Here is an 18,844-nt window from a genome sequence, read left to right on the forward strand (position 1 = left end):
CTCTATCGTTATTTGACAAGGATATCAAAGATACCCTCCCAGGAATCATCCGGGGGATGTTCAATGAAATATTCACATCGTTTCAGGTACACCGAACTGGGCATGTCCGCTTCATCCAGAGAGAGTATCGCGAGAAACGTCTCTTTTGCCTTGATGAATTCTCGACCCAGAAAAAGCTTTCGTCCCTCGGCAAAGAGTTTCACCTTCTTTTGGGTCAGCGCATCGGCGTTGTTCCTTTCTTCCAGCACTTCATAGATAGTGACCGGGGCGTTACGGCCGGGCACCCTGGTGAAGTCCAGCTCCCTGATAAGAAATTCGTCTTCCACTTCCATTTTTGTCTCGTTGCCGATGATTATTTTCGTGCCGAAGAGCTTATTGATCGGTTCAAAGCGTGAGGCCAGGTTTACCGCATCGCCCATAACGGTATAATCCATCTTCTGAATCGATCCCAAGTTGCCGACGACCATCGGGCCGGTATTGATGCCGATACGCATGTGTAAGAGCGGGCTGTTTTCCTTTTTCCATTTGTCCCGGAGTTGTTCCAGACGCTTCTGCATGTAATAGGCGGCCCGGACCGTCTCCCTGGCGTGATGCTGATTCAGGATGGGCGCGCCGAAGAAGGCCATGATGGCGTCACCTTCGTACTTGTCGACGGTTCCGTTGAAGGCGAAGATGATCTCCGTCATGACCGTGAAATACTCGTTGAGCATCGTGACGATCTCTTCCGGCTTCATGCGCTCCGAGATGAGAGAAAAACCCTCTATGTCCGTGAACATCGCCGTGAGCACCCGTTCTTCACCTCCCAGGTTGAGCCGGGCGGGATTGTCCATCAATTCCTTGATGACGGCGGGTGAGAGATACTGGGAGAACGCCCGCTGAATGTAGCGCTTTTTCTGAGATTCCGCGAAGTATTTCGAGGTGGTCACCGACGTATAGACGGCAAACAGCGTGAGCGCGGGGTATATGATAAAAATGTTGAGCTGTTGTTCCAAAAGCAGGTATCGATAGCCGAAGAAGTAACCCGTCAGGAGAAGAACCGTCAGCACCAGGCCGATAAACGGCCCCAGGCGAAGCAGCGCCAGCCCCGTCAGAAGCCCCAGCAACACGATGATGAGAAGATGTACGGACGCCATCCATCCCGGCATGGTGAACATGGTGCCGCTGATGATGTTCTCAATGATGGTGGCGTGAATCTCAACTCCCGGAAACACCGTGCTGACCGGCGTGACCCGGATGTCTCCCAGGCCTGTTGCGGTGATGCCTACCAGCACGATACCGCCCTCAAGCCTCGTGAGATCGGCGGTTCCTTCCAGGACATCCACCGCACTGATGTGGGGGAAGGTGCCCCCGGGGCCGAGAAAATGAATCCAGAGGTTTCCGGTATCGTCCGTGGGTATGAACGTATTGCCCAGCTCCACGCCGACAACGCCGTATTCATCGAGTAAAAGCCTCTCAAAGGGGGCATCCAGAAATCGTTTCGCCATCACCAGGGCGAAGGACGGGTAGTATTCCCCCCGATAATATATCGTCAGAGGGGCGCGGCGGACCGTTCCATCCGTATCCATGCGGATGTTGATAAATCCGGAGTCCGCCGCCGCTTCCGAAAGGATGGAGATGCTTTCCAGGATGCCTCCGGCCGTCGTCGCGGCGGGGTAGGGGCTCATGCCCTGGACGATGCCGAAGGGCTCGGCATAGAGCGGATTTTCGGTGTGATAGAGCGGTATACGACTGTCGGTCTCGGTGAAGAAATGATGCATCGCCACGACGTTTCCCGCGGAGAGAATGGCCCGGGCCAACAGTTCGTCGTCGGAATCGACGTCCCTGTTCTCGATCGTTTCCCTCAGGGCACGCACGAGATCATCCCCTTGGGGATTATCCGGGCCGAGATATTTGTGGACTATCCTCTCCATCTCTTCCGCGGACGCGATGGTATCGGGGGTCGTCTCCTCGGGGAAAAACATATCCAGGCCGATCACCCGGGGCGTCCCCGTGTTGATTTCCTCCACCAGTCGGGCCAGGGTCTCCCGGGACCAGGGCCACCGCCCGATCGCCTTCAGGCTTTTTTCATCCACCGCAACGATTGTGATGGGCGCCTTCGTCGATGTGGTTTCGGCCTTAACGACCAAATCCATCGACTTCAATTCAAGAATCGTCAGAAACTCCCATCCGAAGATATACATGGTACATATCAGGATGAGCGGAAGAAAAAGAACCAGAGTTTTTGGAATGCGGAGCATTGGAGATAACGCGACATGTCGTTTTATGTGAGTTTTATGTGAAACACACTATAAACGGGATGGAATGAAAAATCAAACGAATAATGAGTGGATATGGATTCCGTCGTATCGTTCGCGTGAAGGGAGGGGTATCGGCGACGGCGGGAAACACGAGGTCTTCCGGGGAGGGAGGCGCCTCATGGAGGGTGGACGTTTTTTTGTCTATTGGGAGGGTGAAAGCGAAATGGTCTCATATCGATAAATATAGATGGTTTCATCGTCGGTGCCGGTGAAGGTCGTAAGCAAGACAAATCCGTGTTCCGCCATCACCCCGTCCAGGCTTTCCGGTTTCGGCCCCGCCTTGGTATCCCATATCACGAAATCGTATTTGTTCCCCTCCCCGATGGATGTTTCCAACGATTCCAGGGTCGAGTAGTACGCCGGATTGCTCTCGGCGTAGAACGCCGTTCTCGAATCCGCGATGTACATCAGGATGGATGTGTCCGCACCGAATTCACGGGCGATGTACTCTCCTGCATCCCGTTGATACCGGTCGTCCTGTCGATATGGGGAGAGGGAATATATGACGGCGCCACAGAGCCACAGAGAGAGGATCACACAGGAGGTCCGGCGCGTGAGGAGGCCGGTGCGGGGATATTTTTCCCTCAAGGAATCCGCCCGATTGTTGATGAACGAAAGAAGGTATCTCAAACCCACACCGGACCAGGGGAGAAGCACCAGCACGACGGGCATGACGTGACGTTTGGAGATGAAGAAGAACGAGGAGACGACGTAGTAAAAAAACACGAAGAAGGCCGCGGCGGAAACGGTAAGAAATATCCGCGAGGCAAAGCCGGTATCCGCCGGAGGCTTGACGAAGAGTCCCAGAAGAAACAAAAATAAGAAAATGTCCACGAACGAGCTTCCCAGCACGCTCAACAGCTCCACGAGGAAAAAAACATACGGGTGACCCGTGACCAGATCAAGGTAGCTGCGCATCCTGCCGGTGTAGTCGGGATTGGAGAGCAGCATATCGGCGTAGGCGTCGGGAACGGTGGGGATGAGGTCGTGGAAGAACGTTGTGATATCGGTGTTGATGAAACAGCTCTCTATCCCGACAAAATGCCAGAAGAGCACGGCCCCCACCAGGGGGATCGGTATCAGAAACAGGCCCAGATGGAGAACGATGCGCCTCTTCGATATCCCTGCGGCGATTCCCATCGAGAGGGCTCCGATTGCCGCAACGGGCACGGCGATTACGCCGAAAAAACGCATGAGAATGGCGCCCCACGCCACCACGCCCGCGAAGAGAGAGATAATCGGGCTGTCTTTCTCCATGCCCCGATGGGCCAGGGCCAGCCCGGAAAGGATGAAAAAGAAGAGCCCCGTGTCTTTCAATACCTCGGCGGAATAGCGCATAAGCAGCGGATGGACACTCAACAGAAAGAGCGTCATCAGGGCCGTCTCCTTATCGAAGGCGGCACGGGCCAGGTAGAGGACCGGGATAAACGAGAGACAGCCGAAGATGAGAGAGGTAATCTGCCCCGAGATGACATAATCGCCCACGACCAGGTGAACAAGGTGGATGAATATCGGGTAAATCGTCAGGTTCGGATTGAAACCGCCGCCGAAATATGCCGTTATGCCGTTCTCGGCGATGGATTGGGCGAGTCTGACGTACCCGGGGCTGTCCGGCGAGATAATGGCCATGGTGGAAAGCATGATCCCCCGCAGCAGGACGGCGGCGGCGGCGAGCGACCAGAAGAGGATTCTCGTCGTTTTTTCACTGAAGAGATCTCTTTCAATGGTCAGAGGACGCTTCATCACACAATGTCCCTTTCTAAATACACGGGAAACATGCTCGGGAGAAGAATGGAAATCATACTACTCCACCACGCGGAGGTCTGTCAAGGGCATTTAAGGGAGGGGAGGAGTAGGAAACAGCGGCGGAGACGCATGAATAAGTAAAAAGTTATTGCATCCATCCGGTCATTTGGTCATAATAGAGCCGTGAGAATCATCGAAAAGAAAAAAACCATCCCCTATCGGATGCTCTCCGGCGGTATTGTGGGCGTCTGTGTGTTTTTTCTCGTCCTGGCCCTGTACCTTTTCGGTCTCATTACCACCATCGAGAGAAAAACCCAGGATTTCAGATTTCGCATTGCGTCGAGACCCCAGGCCGTCGATGAGGATATCGTCATCATCACCGTTGACGAGGAGAGTCTTCAGTTTTATCGTGAAGACCTGGGCACCTGGCCCTGGCCCCGGGAAATCTTCGGGGCGCTCGTGGAATATCTCAAAAGGGGGAACGCGCAGATCATCGTTTTTGACATGATCTTTGCGGAGCCGGACGTAATGAATCCCGCATCGGATGCGGCGTTTGCACGCTCCCTGGAGGGGGAAACCCCGGTGCTGTTTTCTCTGGTGTTTCGTGAAACCGATGGAGAATCAATGGCGCCGAGCTATGAAGCCCTGATGCAGGGAGAAATTCTGAAGGACCGTTTTTCCCTCTCGGTCTTCAATGAATCACCGGTTTCATTCGGTGAGTATTCCTCGGTGACGCTGCCCTATCTCTCGATCCTCGCGAGCGCCTCCGGCGTTGGATCGATCAATTACGTGGCCGATCCGGACGGCCCGTCCCGGGGCGTCTATCCGCTGTTTCTCTACAACGGCGCGTATTATCCGTCCCTCTCCCTGGCCTCGGCCCTGGCTGCATGCGGGTATCGACCGGAGGACGTCGAGATAACCCTCGATAACGATCGCACCCTACACGCGGGCGGTCTGGAGATACCGCTTCTTCCCGACGGTCGCATGTCCATCAAGTGGCACGGGCCCTACGGCACCTATCAATACTACAGGATCGGGGATATTATAGAGTCGATGCTCGCCCTTTCCCGGGACGAGACGCCCCGTATCGATCCACAGACCTTCTCGGGCAAAATCGTCGTTGTCGGGACCACCGCCGTCTCCCTGTTCGATCTCAGGGCCATGCCCTTTTCTCCGGTGTATCCCGGCGTGGAACTCAACGCTACGGCCATAGATAATATCATCAACAACGATTTCATCCGGCATACATCCCGATGGTGTACGATTCTGATTCTCTTCGCCTCGTCGCTCTTGATCTCGCTTTTCTCCATACGGTTCGCCTCTCCCGGACTGAGCATCGCCTTTTTCCTGATCTGCTTCGGACTTCTGACGTCGGCGGTTGTCTATTTTTTCACTTTTTTCGACCTGATGGTGGAATATGTGGCGCCGGCGACGACACTGTTTCTCTCGTTTACCGCCTCGATGGTCTTCAACTACATCACAGAAGGCCGGACGAAGCGGAAATTCAAGGAGGCGTTCGCTAAATACGTCTCACCCCACGTTGCCGATGAAATCAGCAGAAACCTCGGGGAACTGAACGTCGATGCCGGGGAGCGGACGGAGATCAGCATCCTGTTCTGCGATATCAGGGATTTCACCGTTATGAGCGAGAACCTCCCTCCCGAAGAGGTCGTGAGAATACTCAATCGATATTTCAGCTTCATGGTGGAGGTGATCTTCGCCCACGGGGGAACCCTGGATAAATACATGGGAGACGGTATCATGGCGTTCTTCGGCGCTCCGAAGCACGACCCGAACCATGCCCGAAACGCCTGCCGGGCGGCCCTGGCCATGCAGCGGGAGCTCAGACGCCTCAACCTGGTTATGGAATGGGAGGGCGTCCCGCCGCTTTCCATTGGGGTGGGCGTCAATACCGGAGAGGCGGTCGTGGGCAATATCGGCACCGACAGGCGTATGGAATACACCGCCATCGGGGACCATGTTAACCTCGCCGCCCGGCTGGAAGTGCTCAACAAGGAATTCAAAACCGGAGTGATCATCAGCGAATTCACCCTGAAAAAGGCGGGGGACGTCGTGGTTCGGGATCTGGGCGAGGTGGGGATCCGGGGAAAACGGGAGCCGGTACGGATCTATGAGCTGATCGACGAACACGGGTGAGGGAGATGACGAGATTCTTTTGTGACCGTGAGCTTGAACCGGGAGACACCGTCGATCTGAACGATGAAGAGAGTCATCATCTTCTGGTCGTGCTCCGGGCGGGCACAGGCGATCGGGTGCTGCTGGCGGACGGTGCCGGCCGGGAATGGACCGCCGTTGTTGAGAAGAGAGGGTCGAGCCGGGCGCACCTTACGGTCGAGGAGCTTTCCCGGGAGTCGGAGATGTGTCCCTTCGAGCTGTATCTCTATCCCGGCCTCTTAAAGGGAAAGAAGCTGGAGCGTGTCGTCCGGGATGCGGTGGAGCTGGGGGTGTCGGCCGTCGTTCCCTGTGTGACCGCAAGAAGTATATCCCGGGACATGAGCGATGTAAAAAAAACGCGGCTTGAGGCGATCGCTCGGGAAGAATCGAAGCTCACACGAAGAAACAGGGCCATGGCCGTTTTAGACGTCGTTGACTTTACGGGTGCGGTGAGGGATGCGCCGGGGATGAAGCTCTTCGTGTGGGAGGAGGCGAACGATTTTCTGGGTGACCGCCTGGAGGAAGTCGGCGGACCACGGGAAAAGGTGAGCGTGTTTACCGGCCCCGAGGGCGGGTTTTCCCCCGAAGAGGCCGTTCTGGCCGGGGAGGCCGGGTGCCTTGCCGTGAGCCTCGGAGACCGCATCCTCAGGGCGGAAACGGCGCCCGGGGTGACGGTGACGATGATTCAGTATGCATGGGGAGGATTTGTCCGCACATGAAGTGCCCCAACTGCGGATATAATACCGTTGACCGAACTCATCGGTGCCCCCGGTGTAATACATTGATTGTCTACGGTCGGGACGGCATGGTTTCCGGGAAATACCACACGACAACGATTGAGGCCCGGGGCGCCGGAGTCTCCGGTCGAGGGACCACACACGCTTCGTCACGAACGGGCAAAACCATCGTCCGGGCGGGATTTGTCATCCGGACGGTTGCATTCTGTATTGATATGCTTCTGCTCGTCATGGTGATGGGTATCATCGCCGCGGGCGTGGGTATTTTTTTGGGGTATTATACCGGATTCGTCGAAGACATCATCACCAGCGAGGGGTTCGACAGTCTGAAGGAATTCATTCCATACATACGACGCATCGCACTTTCCATGCTGGCCTTTCCTCCCCTCTATATGATTCTGCTGACCGCCGTATTCGGTCAGACATTGGGTAAAATGATCGTCGGCATCCGTGTGGTCAGGACGGACGGCTCCCGGGTGGGACTTTTGATTTCAACTCTTCGATTTTTCTGTTATATTATTTCCGGTGGGTTGTTGTGTGTCGGTTTTTTGTGGGTGATCTGGGATGAAAATCGTCAAGCGTGGCACGACATGCTCGCGGATACGATGGTCGTTCGCCTGTAGGAGGGATGTGGGATGGAGAGAAGCGCGTACCGTCTGTTTTTGTGTTGTCATCCAGGAGGTGTGATATGGAAAACTTCCAGCATATGAAAATCGAGGTTGACGGGCATTTGGCGGTCCTAACCCTGAACCGACCGGAGAAGATGAACGCCTTCGGGAAGACCCTGATAGACGAGGCGGCGAGGGCCGTTGATCTTTTGACGGTGATGAAAGAGGTACGGGTGGTTATTTGTACCGGCGCCGGGGGGAATTTCTGTACCGGTCTTGACATCGAGGACATGGTGGCGGTGGACAAAAACGAAGGGCTGCGGCTCATCCGGGCGGTGGCGAAGATCCTTGAGGCCGTCTATACATCCAGGAAAATCACCATCGCCGCCATCGAGGGGTACTGCCTCGCCGGGGGGATGAACCTTGCGCTTTCGAATGATATTCTCGTTTCATCGGACAAGGCGGTGTTCGGACAGCCGGAAATCAACTTCTCGTTCATGCCCGGGGTGATACGGCTCTGGCGGTACGCGGGCCTCATTCGGGCGAAATACATGGCGCTGACGGGAGACCTTTTTTCCGCCAAAGAGGTAAAGGACTGGGGATTCATCTCAAAGATGGTCCCGGCGGGAAAGGCGCTGGAGGAGGCCAGGAAACTGGCCGAGAAACTGCTGGATAAGCCTCACTCATCCCTTCGTACCGTCAAAATGATGTTTACCGACGTGATGGAGATGGATTTCGAGGAAGCGAGCCGGCGGGAGCGGGAGGGGTTTCTGGACCTCTTCCAGAGCGGGGAGCGGAAACGACGCATGGAGGAGTTTATCACCATGAGAAAGAAGCTCTGAAGGGCCGGCTCTTTTGTCATGCGTGAAAGTGATTGATATCGAGATACCGTTTCCACAGGCGGCGTTTCCCTTCATCGGAGGGCGCCTGGGCGAAACGCCTCGACGCGATTTGATACGGTACCCGGCGGCATATCGTCCGGCGACGGGGATACGCCCGTTCCACGGCACAAGGGAAAAAACGTTGTCACGCCGTACCGGCCTGGAAAACGACCTCCATCACCTCTCCCACGGACGAAATTCCCACACAGGCAATGTCCTTGCCGCCGGACGCCCCCGAGAGGGATGCCTTTGACATGACCACCCGCTTGAAACCGAGCTTCGCCGCCTCGGCGATTCTCGCCCTGCTCTGAGACACCCCCCGCACCTCGCCGGACAGACCGATTTCTCCGAACAGCACGGTGTCAGAAGGCATCGGTATGTTCAGGAAGCTGGAAATCAGTGTGGCGGCCAGGGCCAGGTCCGCCGCCGGCTCCGTCAGGCGCAGGCCGCCCACCACGTTGATGAAAATATCGTGCTGGGAAAGGCTCACCCCCGCCGTCCGCTCCAGCACCGCCGCAATAATGTGCACCCGGTTCTGGTCCATGCCCACCGTCACCCGCCGGGGCACGGCCAAGAGGCTTTTTACAACCAGGCTCTGCACCTCCACCAGGAGGGTTCGTGTCCCCTCGAGGCTGGCCGTCACCGCCGAGCCCGGATCGGTGACGACCCGCTGGGACAGAAACAGCTCCGAGGGATTCGTCACCTCCAAGAGCCCCCGGTCGCCCATCTCGAAGACGCCGACCTCGAATGTGGGCCCGAACCTGTTTTTATGGGCCTTCAGGAGCCGATAGGGGCCGCCGCTGTCCCCCTCGAAATAGAGTACCGTATCGACCAGATGCTCCAGGACCTTGGGTCCGGCGATGGTCCCCTCTTTCGTGATGTGTCCCACCAGGATGACGGCCGTGTTTCGCTCTTTCGCCGTGGAGATGATCGCCGCCGATACCGCCCGGAGCTGACTGATGCTGCCGGGGGAGGCGTCGAGCTCCGGGAAGTGTGCCGTCTGGATGGAATCGAGGACGACAAAACGGGGGGAGAAGTCCTCAATAACGGAGAGGATTTCATCGGTGTTGGCCGAAAACAGCACCGGGAATGATGTGAGGTCGAGGCCCAGCCGCTCGCCCCGGAGCTTGAGCTGCGCCAGGGATTCTTCGCCGCTGACGTAGAGACAATCGACCCCGCTTTGTGAAACGTGAGACAGCGCCTGCATCAAGAGCGTGGTTTTTCCCACCCCCGGATCGCCTCCCACCAGCACGACGGATCCCTCCACCAGGCCGCCGCCGAGCACCCGATCCAGCTCGGAGATGCCCGTGGAGAGCCGTCGGGTTCCGACATCGACCGCATCGGACAGGAACAGCGGCGTCGGCGGTGCCTCGCGTTTGGACTCCGTCTTTCGCCCGGCCGCCCGGATCACCTCCTCGGAAAGGGTATTCCACCGGTCGCAGCCGGGGCACCTCCCCATCCACTGGGGGGACGTATGACCGCACTCGCTGCAGACGTATACGACCCGGTCCTTCTTTTTCTTCTGGCTCATGAAGTGTGCGCCTCTGTTTTGTTGATCATCGACCGGGTATCGCAATGGCATAGAGGGATCCGTCCCTTCCGCTGAAGAAGAGGAGTTCCTCGGTGGCGGCGGGGGACGTATCGGGACGTGCATTTCCATGACAGCGCCAGAGCGCTTCTCCGGTGGCCGCATCCAGGGCAAAGATGCCGCCGCTTTCATCGATGATGTAAATCACGCCGTTTCGGACAAGCGGTGTCGTGTGGAACGAGGTGAAGAGACTCGTTTCCCAGAGGGGCTTTCCCCGGTCGAACCTGAGGGGGATGACGGTGCCGCCGGTGCATGCGATCAGCACGGCCGTTCCCCTTTCGGTCTCCATGACGACCGGGGCCGCCTCGATACCGGAGGGCCCCCGGTAGGTCCACCTGACTGTTCCGCTCCCGGCGTCGAGCAGGGAGACCGTGCCGCTTTCGTCCGTGACGATCACCGCGCGGTTTTTTCCTATGGGTATCACGACGGGGGATGATACGACGCCCCCCGGGGCCTCGTATCGCCAGTATTCTTTCGCCGTTCCCGCGTCGATCGCCCTCACGGTGCCCGATGCGTCGCCGACGAACACCACGCCGTAGCTCACCACAGGCGCCGCCCGCACGGCGCCGTCCACATTGGTGCGCCAAATCTCCACGCCGGTTTCACCGTCCAGGGCGTAGAGCCAACCGTCCGCGTCCCCCAGGTAGACGGCGCCCCCCCATACCGTCGGCGTCGAGAGGGGCGAGGTCCCGGGGATCGTCCGCCAGAGGGCGGTCCCCTTCAGGGCGTCCACGGCGTAGACGTCGCCCGCGGCGGTGCCCACGAACACCGAATCCTGGCAGGGGGTCGGATCGCCGCCCGCGCCCCCTCCCAGAATGATCCGCCACAGCAGACCGCCGCCGGAGATGTTTACGGCGTGCACATCGCCGTCGGACCCGACAATATACACGACGTTTCCGACAACCACCGGAGACGTCACGATATCCCCTCCCGTGCGATACCGCCACACGTACCCGATGCCCATCGACGTGTCGCCCGTCCCCTCAAGGCGGTGCGCGCATGCCGGCAGGGTCATAACAAAAAAAACGGTCAGTACGGCACATATCCGTCGAGTGTTTTTTTTCATATCGAACGGCTCCCCTGAATGGTGTCCGGATTGGATGCTGTGAGAACAACCGATACAGGCGGCGTCACCACGATTTGGCGAGAAAAATTCCCAGGATCACCAGCCCCGCCGCAATGAGTGTCGCAAGCAACACCGCCGTGATTATTCTCAACCGGGATATTCTCGTGATCCCGGGCGAATCCGCCGTATCCGACGGACGCCCGGACAAAACTCCTTCGACTCCTTCCGCAGGACGCGCAGATGAAGCAATATGTATATCCGTATCCGGTCCGCCAGATCCTCCCGTCTCCCGATCGATGAGCTCCAGCATATGCACCGCCGAGCGCAGGCGGCGTGAGCGATCATGGGCCATGGCGCGGTTCACAATCTCGATCTGCCCACGGGAGAGATCCATGCGGTGTGAGGTTATGGGATCCGGAGTTTTTCCCAGGATTCGAGCGGCCGTGGCCGCCGCGTCGTCCGTCGCCCGAAAGGGCGATACCCCGGTGAGCAGCTGATACAGGACCACCCCCAGGGAATAGACGTCCGTGCGCTCATCCAGGTCCAGCCCCCGAAGCTGCTCGGGGCTCATGTATTCGGGGGTACCTATAATCTCATCGTCCAGGGTTTTTGGATCTCCCGAGAGTGTAAGAGCGATGCCGAAATCGGTGATCAGTACCCTGCCCGTGCGGTCTATCATGATATTTCCCGGTTTGATGTCCCGGTGAATGACGCCGCCGGCGTGGACCCATGCCAGCCCCCGGGCGACCGACGCCGCAATGGAAAACGCATTCATCACGGCCAGCGGGGCGCGCCTCGCCGAGACATCCTCCAGGCTCTCCCCGTCCACCAGATCCATGGCGATGTAGAAGGTATCCCGAAACGCGCCGTAATCGTGAATGGAGACGATGTTATGATGAGAGAGCCCCGCCAAGATCTTCGCCTCCCGGTCGAATCGCTCCTTAAACGATTCGTCCCGAGCCAGTTTTCTGTGAAGGATCTTGACGGCCATGTCCACATTCAAGCGGAGGTGACGGGCGCGATAGACGACCCCCATCCCCCCCTCACCGATCAGCTCGACGATACGGTATCGTCGGTCGAGTACCGCCCCGATGATCGGCCGGACGCCGATTTCCAGGCGCTCGCCGCATCGGGCGCAGAATTTATCACGATGGCGGTTTTCATGACCGCACCGGGGACAGGGATTTGTCACGGGATAGTTGCCTCGGGCGTGTTCTGTGACGATTACTGTACACCTCATGCGTGCGGGAGTCAAGGGGCTGAGGGGGACGTTTCACCTCTCGAATTTGGACCGAATGCGGGATGGCTCATCCGTTATTTTGTCTTGTTCCCGTCGTGAATTTGTGATAGACAGAGAAAATATTTTCAAGGAACGGATATGGATTACAGAGAAGCCAGGAGGTTCAGCGATCGGCACGGCGTGCATGTGGGTCCCTATTACGACGGTCGTTTCAAGCCCTCCCTGGAGTTTGCGTTCGCCTTTTTTCTCAAGGTTCCGGTCAGGCTCGTCCGGTGGTTTTTCAGGACGTGCCGAGTCGGGTATATCGGAAAGGATGTGGAGGAACGTCTCGCAAAGGACTCCGGGATCGTCTTCTCCTACTGGCATCGATACGCGCAGTTTTATTATTTCTACGCCGAGAATCGGCACCATGCCATGATGATCAGCCACAAGGACGGGGGGGAGCTGGGCGCACGGTGCATGGACGAGGTGGGAGTGGTGGCGGTTCGCGGTGCGCCGAAGAAAATCAGCAAATCCTCGGGCCGCATCAAGAACAAACAGGGCATGGAAGCCCTGGCGACCCTCCAGGATATGATTCAGGAGGGGAAATTTCACACCGGCCTGACGGTGGACGGACCGTCGGGACCGGAGCTGAAGATGAGACCCGGGGCGATCGCCCTGGCCCGGGATACCGGCGCCCCCATACTGGTCATGACGATGGCCGCCAGGCCGAAATTCCGCCTCCCCACCTGGGACCGCATGTGGATCACCGCACCCTTTTCGAAGGTGCTGTTTATCTTTTCCGGGCCGTTTTACGTGCCCGCCGATGCCGACGAAGAACAGATGGACAGAAGCCGTCGGGAGGTTGAGGCGCACATGGTGGAGATGGCCCACAAGGCGGATCGGTACTGGAAGGATGCGTCGGTTCGGGATTCCCTGCCCCCGCCGATTTGGAGCCGATAACGCCGTCCGGGCCGCCGGCGGCGGGAACGACCGCGGCCCGTGCAACATTGGCAAAGCCGCGGCGCCGTTCACACAGGCAAAAAAGGGACGTGTCATCGGGAGCTTCCCGATGAGCCGCCGTGAGTCGGCCTCGTCAATTCCTTGCGGATCCCTGAATCTTCCCTTTTTTTATTTTTGAAGCCAATACGTCATAACGGCGTATATCGACTTGAACATGGATACGAAAAATTTCATCGACCGTTGGAATATAAAGAACCCCGAACGATACGGCGTGCATTTCGGCCCGTACGAAAACGGCCGTTTCAAGAAAACCCGTCTGGTGTCCTTCTGGCTCATGGTACACGTTGTCATGAGGGTGGTCACCTGTTTTTATCGATCCTCCCGGGTGAACATCGTGGGAGGTGAGCTGGAATCTCGTCTCATGGCCGAGCACAAAGGCGTTCTCTACGCCCACTGGCACCGCTACGCCCAGTATTATTTTTTCTACGCCGCGGGAAAAAGACACGTGATCATGAGCAGCCACAAGGACAGCGGAGAGGTGGGGGCGCGCACCATGGCCCATGTGGGGATCCTGACCGTCCGGGGATCGTCCAGGAAGAAAAAGAGCGACGGCCGGATCAAGGAAAAGGGGGGAAGAGACGCCCTGTCCGCCATGGTCGACCTGATTCGAAACGAGGGGTTCTCTGCGGGTCTGACGGTGGACGGCCCGTCGGGGCCGGAGCTTCGTCTGAAACCGGGGATCGTGCGCCTCGCCAGAGAGACCGGGGCGCCGATCCTTGTGCTGACGGCCGCCTCCAGGCCGAAGTTCCGCCTTCCCACCTGGGACCGCATGTGGATGCCCGCGCCGTTTTCCCGAATACATTTTTTCCTATCGGGACCCTTTTTCGTCCCCCCCGACGCCGACGACGACGAGATGGAGCGGATACGAAGCATTATCGAGGAGCACATGCGAAAGCGGGCGGAATGCGCCCGGCTCTACTTTTCCGATTCCCACGCCAGAGTTGCGCTTTCCTCCGTCCCGAAAACCTCGGAGAAACAGACGATATAACACGATCGCCCGGACGGTTCTAAAACAGTTGACAAGCGGGCGCATGATGGGATACAAATACTGGGGGGTGGGGAATGGAGGGGGGGATGAGTATTGTGTGTGAATCGTCATCGACCGGAACCGCAGAGATGATCGGTCCCGGAGGATTTCATCGGCCCGCCGATCCCCGGACGGGAGGAGCAATTATCCACCGCCATAATAGCAGCCGGCTTTGCCGGCCTCCGGCCCTCGGACGGGGAGGGTCGTTCATCCGCTCATCACCCCTTACAATCACTATACACCAGCTGTCATGGGTCCCGGCTCCCGACCGGATTACGACATGTTTCTCTCTGAAGGAAACGGTATGAAGGCGATTGTATATGATTTTTCACTTTTTAAATTTCTGGCCTTGACCGTCGGCGGCAGACTCTCAAAGAGAGTTTTCTGGAGCCCCCTCTCTCCCGTATCATTGAAAAACATTCCGGAACCGACACTCCCCAACGAGGACTGGGTGATCGTCAAGACGGTGATGAGCGGCTTCTGTGCGTCGGACATGAGCGCCATCATGATGGCCGACAGCCCCACCATGACACCCTTTGCGTCGTTCCCCTTCGTCCTGGGCCACGAGAATGTCGGCGTCATCTCCCAGGTGGGCGAGAACGTGTCCGGATTTTCAATCGGCGACCGCGTGGCGGTCAACCCGGGTCTCTCCTGCGAGGCGAGGGGGATGACGGAAATGTGCCCCACCTGCCGCCGGGGTGACAGTTCTGCGTGTGAGAACATGGCCGAGGGCGTGGTGGCGAAGGGTGTGAACACCGGCTATTCCACCGAGACCGGCGGCGGCTGGAGTCCCTATTTTAGGGCGCATGCCTCCCAGCTTTTCAAGCTCGACGGTGTCAGCGATGAAGAGGGGGTCATGCTCGACCCGTTCTGCTCGTCTCTCCATCCGGTCATGCAGCACTTTCCCGAAGACGACGACACGGTGCTGATTATCGGTGCGGGGCCCCTGGGGCTCTCGGCGGTGCAGGCGCTGAGGGGGCTGGGTTCAACATCGCGCATCATCGTGATGGAGAAATCCCCCCCGGCGGCCCGGCGGGCTATGGATGCCGGCGCCGATCGGGTGATCACTTCGGAAGAGGGGGGCCGGACGGTGTACGACATCATCGGCGAAATCACCAATGCGAAGGTATACAAGCCCATCATGGGCGACAAAATACTCATGGGCGGCGTGAACATCGTGTACGATACCGTGGGCCACGCGAAGACGATGGGGATGTCGCTGAGGCTCCTTGCCACCGGCGGGGTGTATGTGTGCATCGGGCTTGCCGCCGTGGAAAAGCTGGACCTGACCCCCCTGTGGCTCAAGAAGCTGACCATCGCCGGATCCCTGGGGTACGGAATTGAGACGTACAACGGAAAAGAGGCCAAGACGTGGGATGTGGCCCTCGATCTCGTTAGAAACCGGAAGGTCGATCTGGGCCGATACGTCACCCATCGTTTCAGACTGGATGAATATAAAGAGGCCATCAGGGTAAACGCGTTCAAGGAAAGATATAAAGCCGTCAAAACGGTCTTTGTCTTTGATTGAGCATCTCTCACACCACACAATAAGGGAGTACGTCATGAAGGTGTTGTTTTTAGGCGGAGCGGGGGATATGGCCGCCACGATGATCGAGCTGATGAAATCGGAGAAAGCCCTCAAAAAAGTGACCATCGCGGATATCGACCTTGACAAGGCGACCGAAAAGGCGAAGGAGGCGGGCCCGCTGTTTGACGCCGTCCGGGTCGACTCCAACGACCGGAAGGGGCTCCTCGACGTCATGGGCCGGGGATACGATGTGGTCATCAACTACGCCGGGCCGTTTTATCGCTTCGAGCGCCCTGTGGCCGACGCCGCCATAGACGCGGGCGTCCACTACATCTCCATCGCCGACGATTATGACGCGTACCTGGAGGTGGAGAAGCTGGAGGACAAGGCAAAGCAAAAGAACATCAAGGTTCTCACCGGATTCGGCAACTCTCCGGGCCTCACCCAGATGCTCGCGAAAAAGGGGAGCCTCACCATGAAGTCTCCGAAGGGCGTCTCCGTGAACTGGGCCGCGGGAGCCAACGAGGCGGTGGGTCCCGCGAATCTCCTTCACCTGTTTCATCTGTTGAGCGGAAAGACCCTCCAATGGCGAAACGGGAAGGAAGAATACGTCCCCTGCGGCAAGGGAAAGAAGGTAGTGGAATTCCCGCCGCCCATCGGGAGACTGCCGGTCTTCTACACCGGCCATGCCGAGTCGGTCAGCCTTCCCCGGAACATCCCGGGACTCGACTATGCGAGCGTCCACGGCGGCGCCTCCCCGGTGTTCGATATCAAGGTTGTCAGGTTCCTGGCGGTGCTCGGTTTGACCAAGACCCATGCCCGGCGGGACAGGCTCTTTCGCATGGTCAAGCCGATCCTGCCGCTCTTTCAGAGCGAGAAGGCCCCGGACAAGTCCGTGGGGGTTGTGGAGGTATGGGGGAATGACGATGGTAAGGAAAAGCGGGTGCACTACACCTATGTGGGACACATCGCCTTCATCACCTCGGCGCCATGCCTCCAGGCGGCCGTGTGGCTCTGCGGGGGGAAATTCGATCATCTCTCCGGCGGCGTGTACGCCCCGGAACGGCTGCTTGCCGATCCCGAAGAATTTTTACAGGGATTAAGGGATCGGGGCGTCGAAATGACATATTATGAATAATTCTTTCGGTCAATGAGTAAAAAAAAGTTGCATTATAAAGCAGATGCGATATATATGAAAGAGAAGAGGTTATAAGGATACAAGACGAACACGCGTTTTCGATCGTGGACTGTGAGTACACATGAAAACATGGATTGGACTTATTGTTGCGGATAAACAGGTCACGGGCGTTGTGGACACCCTGTTGAAAGTGAACGAAATCACCCAGGTTGTCGGACGATATACGAACGCCGATGAAGCGGTGAAAGACCTGGGGTCGAAAGGCGCGGTGGTTGTTGTCCTTGAGCTGGACGACGACTACCGACGTTCCCTCACGCAACTGAAAACGGTGCAGCTCTTCGGGCCGTATGCGGTGCTGGGCGTGGGCGACGGCCGCGTCGCCTCCCCCATCCTGTTTGACGCCTTCAGGCTGGGCATGCTCGATTTCATCTCCATCGATTCGGAGGATATCAACAGCCCCTCGGACGCCCTTTTTCGCGAGTTTTCCCAGTCCATCGAATCTCTTGCCGCAGCCGATATCTCCCGGCTCAGCCGGGCTCGTCTCTCTCCTGTGTCCGAAAAGGGATCGAGCGCGCGGGGCGGGGCGGAATACATGATCGCCGTGGGCGTTCCCAAGGGCGGAGTCTCCCAGGCGGTAAGCCTCATGGGGAACCTCCCGTTGCGGGACGACGCGGCGCTGTTCGTCTCTCTGCCGCTGCCGAATGATCTAATCGATTCCTTCGCCGCGCGGATGGACGTATATACCGAATGGTCCGTAAACCGGTTTCTGCCGGATGAGCGGATAATGGGCGGAACCTGTTACCTGATCGCATCGGACGATCTTTTCGATATAGGCGGAGAGGAAAACGGGACATTCATCCGGGGTGAGCGGGATGTGGGTGAATGGCCCATCGACGAGATGATGCGCCGCCTGGCTCGGGCTTTCGGCCCGCAGGTGGTGGGGGTGTTGCTGGAGGGGATGGGAGACGACGGTGCGGACGGGCTGATGACGATCAAGAGGAGCGGCGGTACGACCGTATCGCTCAGGCAGGGTGGGAGCATACTGAATTTTGCTCCCTCCCTGGCCGATGACGAGGGGGCGCTTGATATGCGGGTGGATCGTGACGACCTGGAAAGGACGCTCTCGTATGTCATGACCCAGCTTATGGATATCGCCCATCTCAATACCATGAGTGTGAACGTCTGATCGGATATTACGACACATGACGCTGCTATCGGACATGCAAATATTGACCGGGGAAATCGCATCCCGGTATATCGACCCGATTTTGGAGTCCCTCAACGAGGCGGCCATGGACCTGAACGAGGAGGGGCTTGTTCTCCTTTCGGATGCCGTCGGCGAGTTCATGTCCGGTGTGGGCATGTTGGGGCTTGAGGACATGCAGCAGAGCCTCGGGCGGCTCGTGGGGATCCTTGAGGGTGAGGGAGCGCTGGATCGGCGGCTGTTTGAGTTCAAGGAACAATTTGAAGTGCTGATCGCGGATCTTCCCCGCATATCGGAAACCGGGGAGGTCTCCGGAGAGGCGCCCGCTCCCGACGTCCCGGCGGCGGGAGAAGAATTGGATGTATCCCGGTATATCGATCCGATTTTGGAGTCCCTCAACGAGGCGGCCATGGACCTGAACGAGGAGGGGCTTACGCTCCTCTCCGATGACATCGGCGAGTTCAAGTCCGGTATGGACATGCTGGGGCGTGAGGACATATCGCTGCGCATCGGCGGGCTTCTGACGATCCTTGAGGGTGAGGGAGCGCTGGATCGGCGGCTGTTTGAGTTCAAGGAGCAATTCGAAGCGCTGATCGCGGATTTACCC

Annotated in this window: 15 protein-coding genes; 10 read left to right on the forward strand and 5 right to left on the reverse strand. The window is 58.0% G+C overall.

The genetic code is table 11. From position 1 onward, the window contains the following. Positions 1-8: 8 nt before the first annotated feature. Both JW885_11330 and JW885_11335 read right to left on the reverse strand, forming a co-directional pair. A complete protein-coding gene (locus JW885_11330; protein ID MBN1882757.1) occupies positions 9-2,180 on the reverse strand; it encodes an adenylate/guanylate cyclase domain-containing protein in 2,172 nt (723 codons plus the stop codon). 258 nt (positions 2,181-2,438) lie between these two features. Then, positions 2,439-4,040, reverse strand: a complete 1,602-nt coding sequence (locus tag JW885_11335; protein ID MBN1882758.1) for a glycosyltransferase family 39 protein — start codon at positions 4,038-4,040, stop codon at positions 2,439-2,441. A 186-nt stretch (positions 4,041-4,226) separates the two neighbouring features. Between JW885_11335 and JW885_11340 the strand changes: the two genes are divergently transcribed. From JW885_11340 to JW885_11355, 4 genes are all read left to right on the forward strand, one after another. Further along, positions 4,227-6,200: an adenylate/guanylate cyclase domain-containing protein gene (locus JW885_11340; GenBank protein MBN1882759.1), complete on the forward strand. Its 1,974-nt coding sequence runs from the start codon at positions 4,227-4,229 to the stop codon at positions 6,198-6,200. 5 nt (positions 6,201-6,205) lie between these two features. Continuing rightward, complete coding sequence (locus JW885_11345) at positions 6,206-6,937, forward strand: 16S rRNA (uracil(1498)-N(3))-methyltransferase (protein MBN1882760.1); 732 nt, start codon at positions 6,206-6,208, stop codon at positions 6,935-6,937. Positions 6,938-6,999: 62 nt separating this feature from the next. Continuing rightward, on the forward strand, positions 7,000-7,578 hold the full coding sequence (locus JW885_11350; protein MBN1882761.1) for an RDD family protein: 579 nt from the start codon (positions 7,000-7,002) through the stop codon (positions 7,576-7,578). A 65-nt stretch (positions 7,579-7,643) separates the two neighbouring features. Next, entirely contained in the window at positions 7,644-8,405 is a 762-nt protein-coding gene (locus tag JW885_11355; GenBank protein ID MBN1882762.1) for an enoyl-CoA hydratase/isomerase family protein, read from the forward strand. A gap of 184 nt (positions 8,406-8,589) precedes the next feature. Here JW885_11355 and radA read toward each other — a convergent pair whose 3' ends face one another. From radA to JW885_11370, 3 genes are all read right to left on the reverse strand, one after another. Beyond that, positions 8,590-9,975 carry a DNA repair protein RadA gene (gene radA / locus JW885_11360; GenBank protein MBN1882763.1) on the reverse strand — a complete coding sequence of 462 codons (1,386 nt, stop codon included), beginning with the start codon at positions 9,973-9,975 and terminating at the stop codon, positions 8,590-8,592. Positions 9,976-10,000: 25 nt separating this feature from the next. Further along, positions 10,001-11,098, reverse strand: a complete 1,098-nt coding sequence (locus tag JW885_11365; protein MBN1882764.1) for a PQQ-binding-like beta-propeller repeat protein — start codon at positions 11,096-11,098, stop codon at positions 10,001-10,003. A gap of 64 nt (positions 11,099-11,162) precedes the next feature. Then, positions 11,163-12,338 (reverse strand): protein kinase, encoded by a 1,176-nt coding sequence (locus JW885_11370; protein MBN1882765.1) that lies wholly within the window; start codon positions 12,336-12,338, stop codon positions 11,163-11,165. Between the two features lie 138 nt (positions 12,339-12,476). Between JW885_11370 and JW885_11375 the strand changes: the two genes are divergently transcribed. The 6 genes from JW885_11375 to JW885_11400 all read left to right on the forward strand — a co-directional run. After that, positions 12,477-13,280 carry a DUF374 domain-containing protein gene (locus JW885_11375; protein MBN1882766.1) on the forward strand — a complete coding sequence of 268 codons (804 nt, stop codon included), beginning with the start codon at positions 12,477-12,479 and terminating at the stop codon, positions 13,278-13,280. Positions 13,281-13,494: 214 nt separating this feature from the next. Further along, on the forward strand, positions 13,495-14,328 hold the full coding sequence (locus tag JW885_11380; protein MBN1882767.1) for a DUF374 domain-containing protein: 834 nt from the start codon (positions 13,495-13,497) through the stop codon (positions 14,326-14,328). 343 nt (positions 14,329-14,671) lie between these two features. Beyond that, positions 14,672-15,895 (forward strand): alcohol dehydrogenase catalytic domain-containing protein, encoded by a 1,224-nt coding sequence (locus JW885_11385; protein MBN1882768.1) that lies wholly within the window; start codon positions 14,672-14,674, stop codon positions 15,893-15,895. Between the two features lie 34 nt (positions 15,896-15,929). Then, positions 15,930-17,033 (forward strand): saccharopine dehydrogenase NADP-binding domain-containing protein, encoded by a 1,104-nt coding sequence (locus tag JW885_11390; GenBank protein MBN1882769.1) that lies wholly within the window; start codon positions 15,930-15,932, stop codon positions 17,031-17,033. 121 nt (positions 17,034-17,154) lie between these two features. Further along, a complete protein-coding gene (locus JW885_11395; GenBank protein ID MBN1882770.1) occupies positions 17,155-18,219 on the forward strand; it encodes a hypothetical protein in 1,065 nt (354 codons plus the stop codon). Positions 18,220-18,235: 16 nt separating this feature from the next. Further along, the coding region (locus tag JW885_11400; GenBank protein ID MBN1882771.1) for a hypothetical protein at positions 18,236-18,844 on the forward strand (609 nt) is incomplete at its 3' end.

The organism is Candidatus Zymogenaceae bacterium, from assembly GCA_016931225.1.
Classification (GTDB): domain Bacteria; phylum Desulfobacterota; class Zymogenia; order Zymogenales; family Zymogenaceae; genus JAFGFE01.

Bases quoted from the DNA above. Each gene is read 5' to 3' on its own strand.
- JW885_11330 (MBN1882757.1), bottom strand. From the start codon at position 2,180: ATGTATATCTTCGGATGGGAGTTTCTGACGATTCTTGAATTGAAGTCG.
- JW885_11370 (MBN1882765.1), bottom strand. From the start codon at position 12,338: ATGAGGTGTACAGTAATCGTCACAGAACACGCCCGAGGCAACTATCCC.
- JW885_11380 (MBN1882767.1), top strand. From the start codon at position 13,495: ATGGATACGAAAAATTTCATCGACCGTTGGAATATAAAGAACCCCGAA.
- JW885_11335 (MBN1882758.1), bottom strand. From the start codon at position 4,040: ATGAAGCGTCCTCTGACCATTGAAAGAGATCTCTTCAGTGAAAAAACG.
- JW885_11375 (MBN1882766.1), top strand. From the start codon at position 12,477: ATGGATTACAGAGAAGCCAGGAGGTTCAGCGATCGGCACGGCGTGCAT.
- JW885_11390 (MBN1882769.1), top strand. From the start codon at position 15,930: ATGAAGGTGTTGTTTTTAGGCGGAGCGGGGGATATGGCCGCCACGATG.
- JW885_11345 (MBN1882760.1), top strand. From the start codon at position 6,206: ATGACGAGATTCTTTTGTGACCGTGAGCTTGAACCGGGAGACACCGTC.
- JW885_11365 (MBN1882764.1), bottom strand. From the start codon at position 11,098: ATGAAAAAAAACACTCGACGGATATGTGCCGTACTGACCGTTTTTTTT.
- JW885_11395 (MBN1882770.1), top strand. From the start codon at position 17,155: ATGAAAACATGGATTGGACTTATTGTTGCGGATAAACAGGTCACGGGC.
- JW885_11385 (MBN1882768.1), top strand. From the start codon at position 14,672: ATGAAGGCGATTGTATATGATTTTTCACTTTTTAAATTTCTGGCCTTG.
- radA (MBN1882763.1), bottom strand. From the start codon at position 9,975: ATGAGCCAGAAGAAAAAGAAGGACCGGGTCGTATACGTCTGCAGCGAG.
- JW885_11355 (MBN1882762.1), top strand. From the start codon at position 7,644: ATGGAAAACTTCCAGCATATGAAAATCGAGGTTGACGGGCATTTGGCG.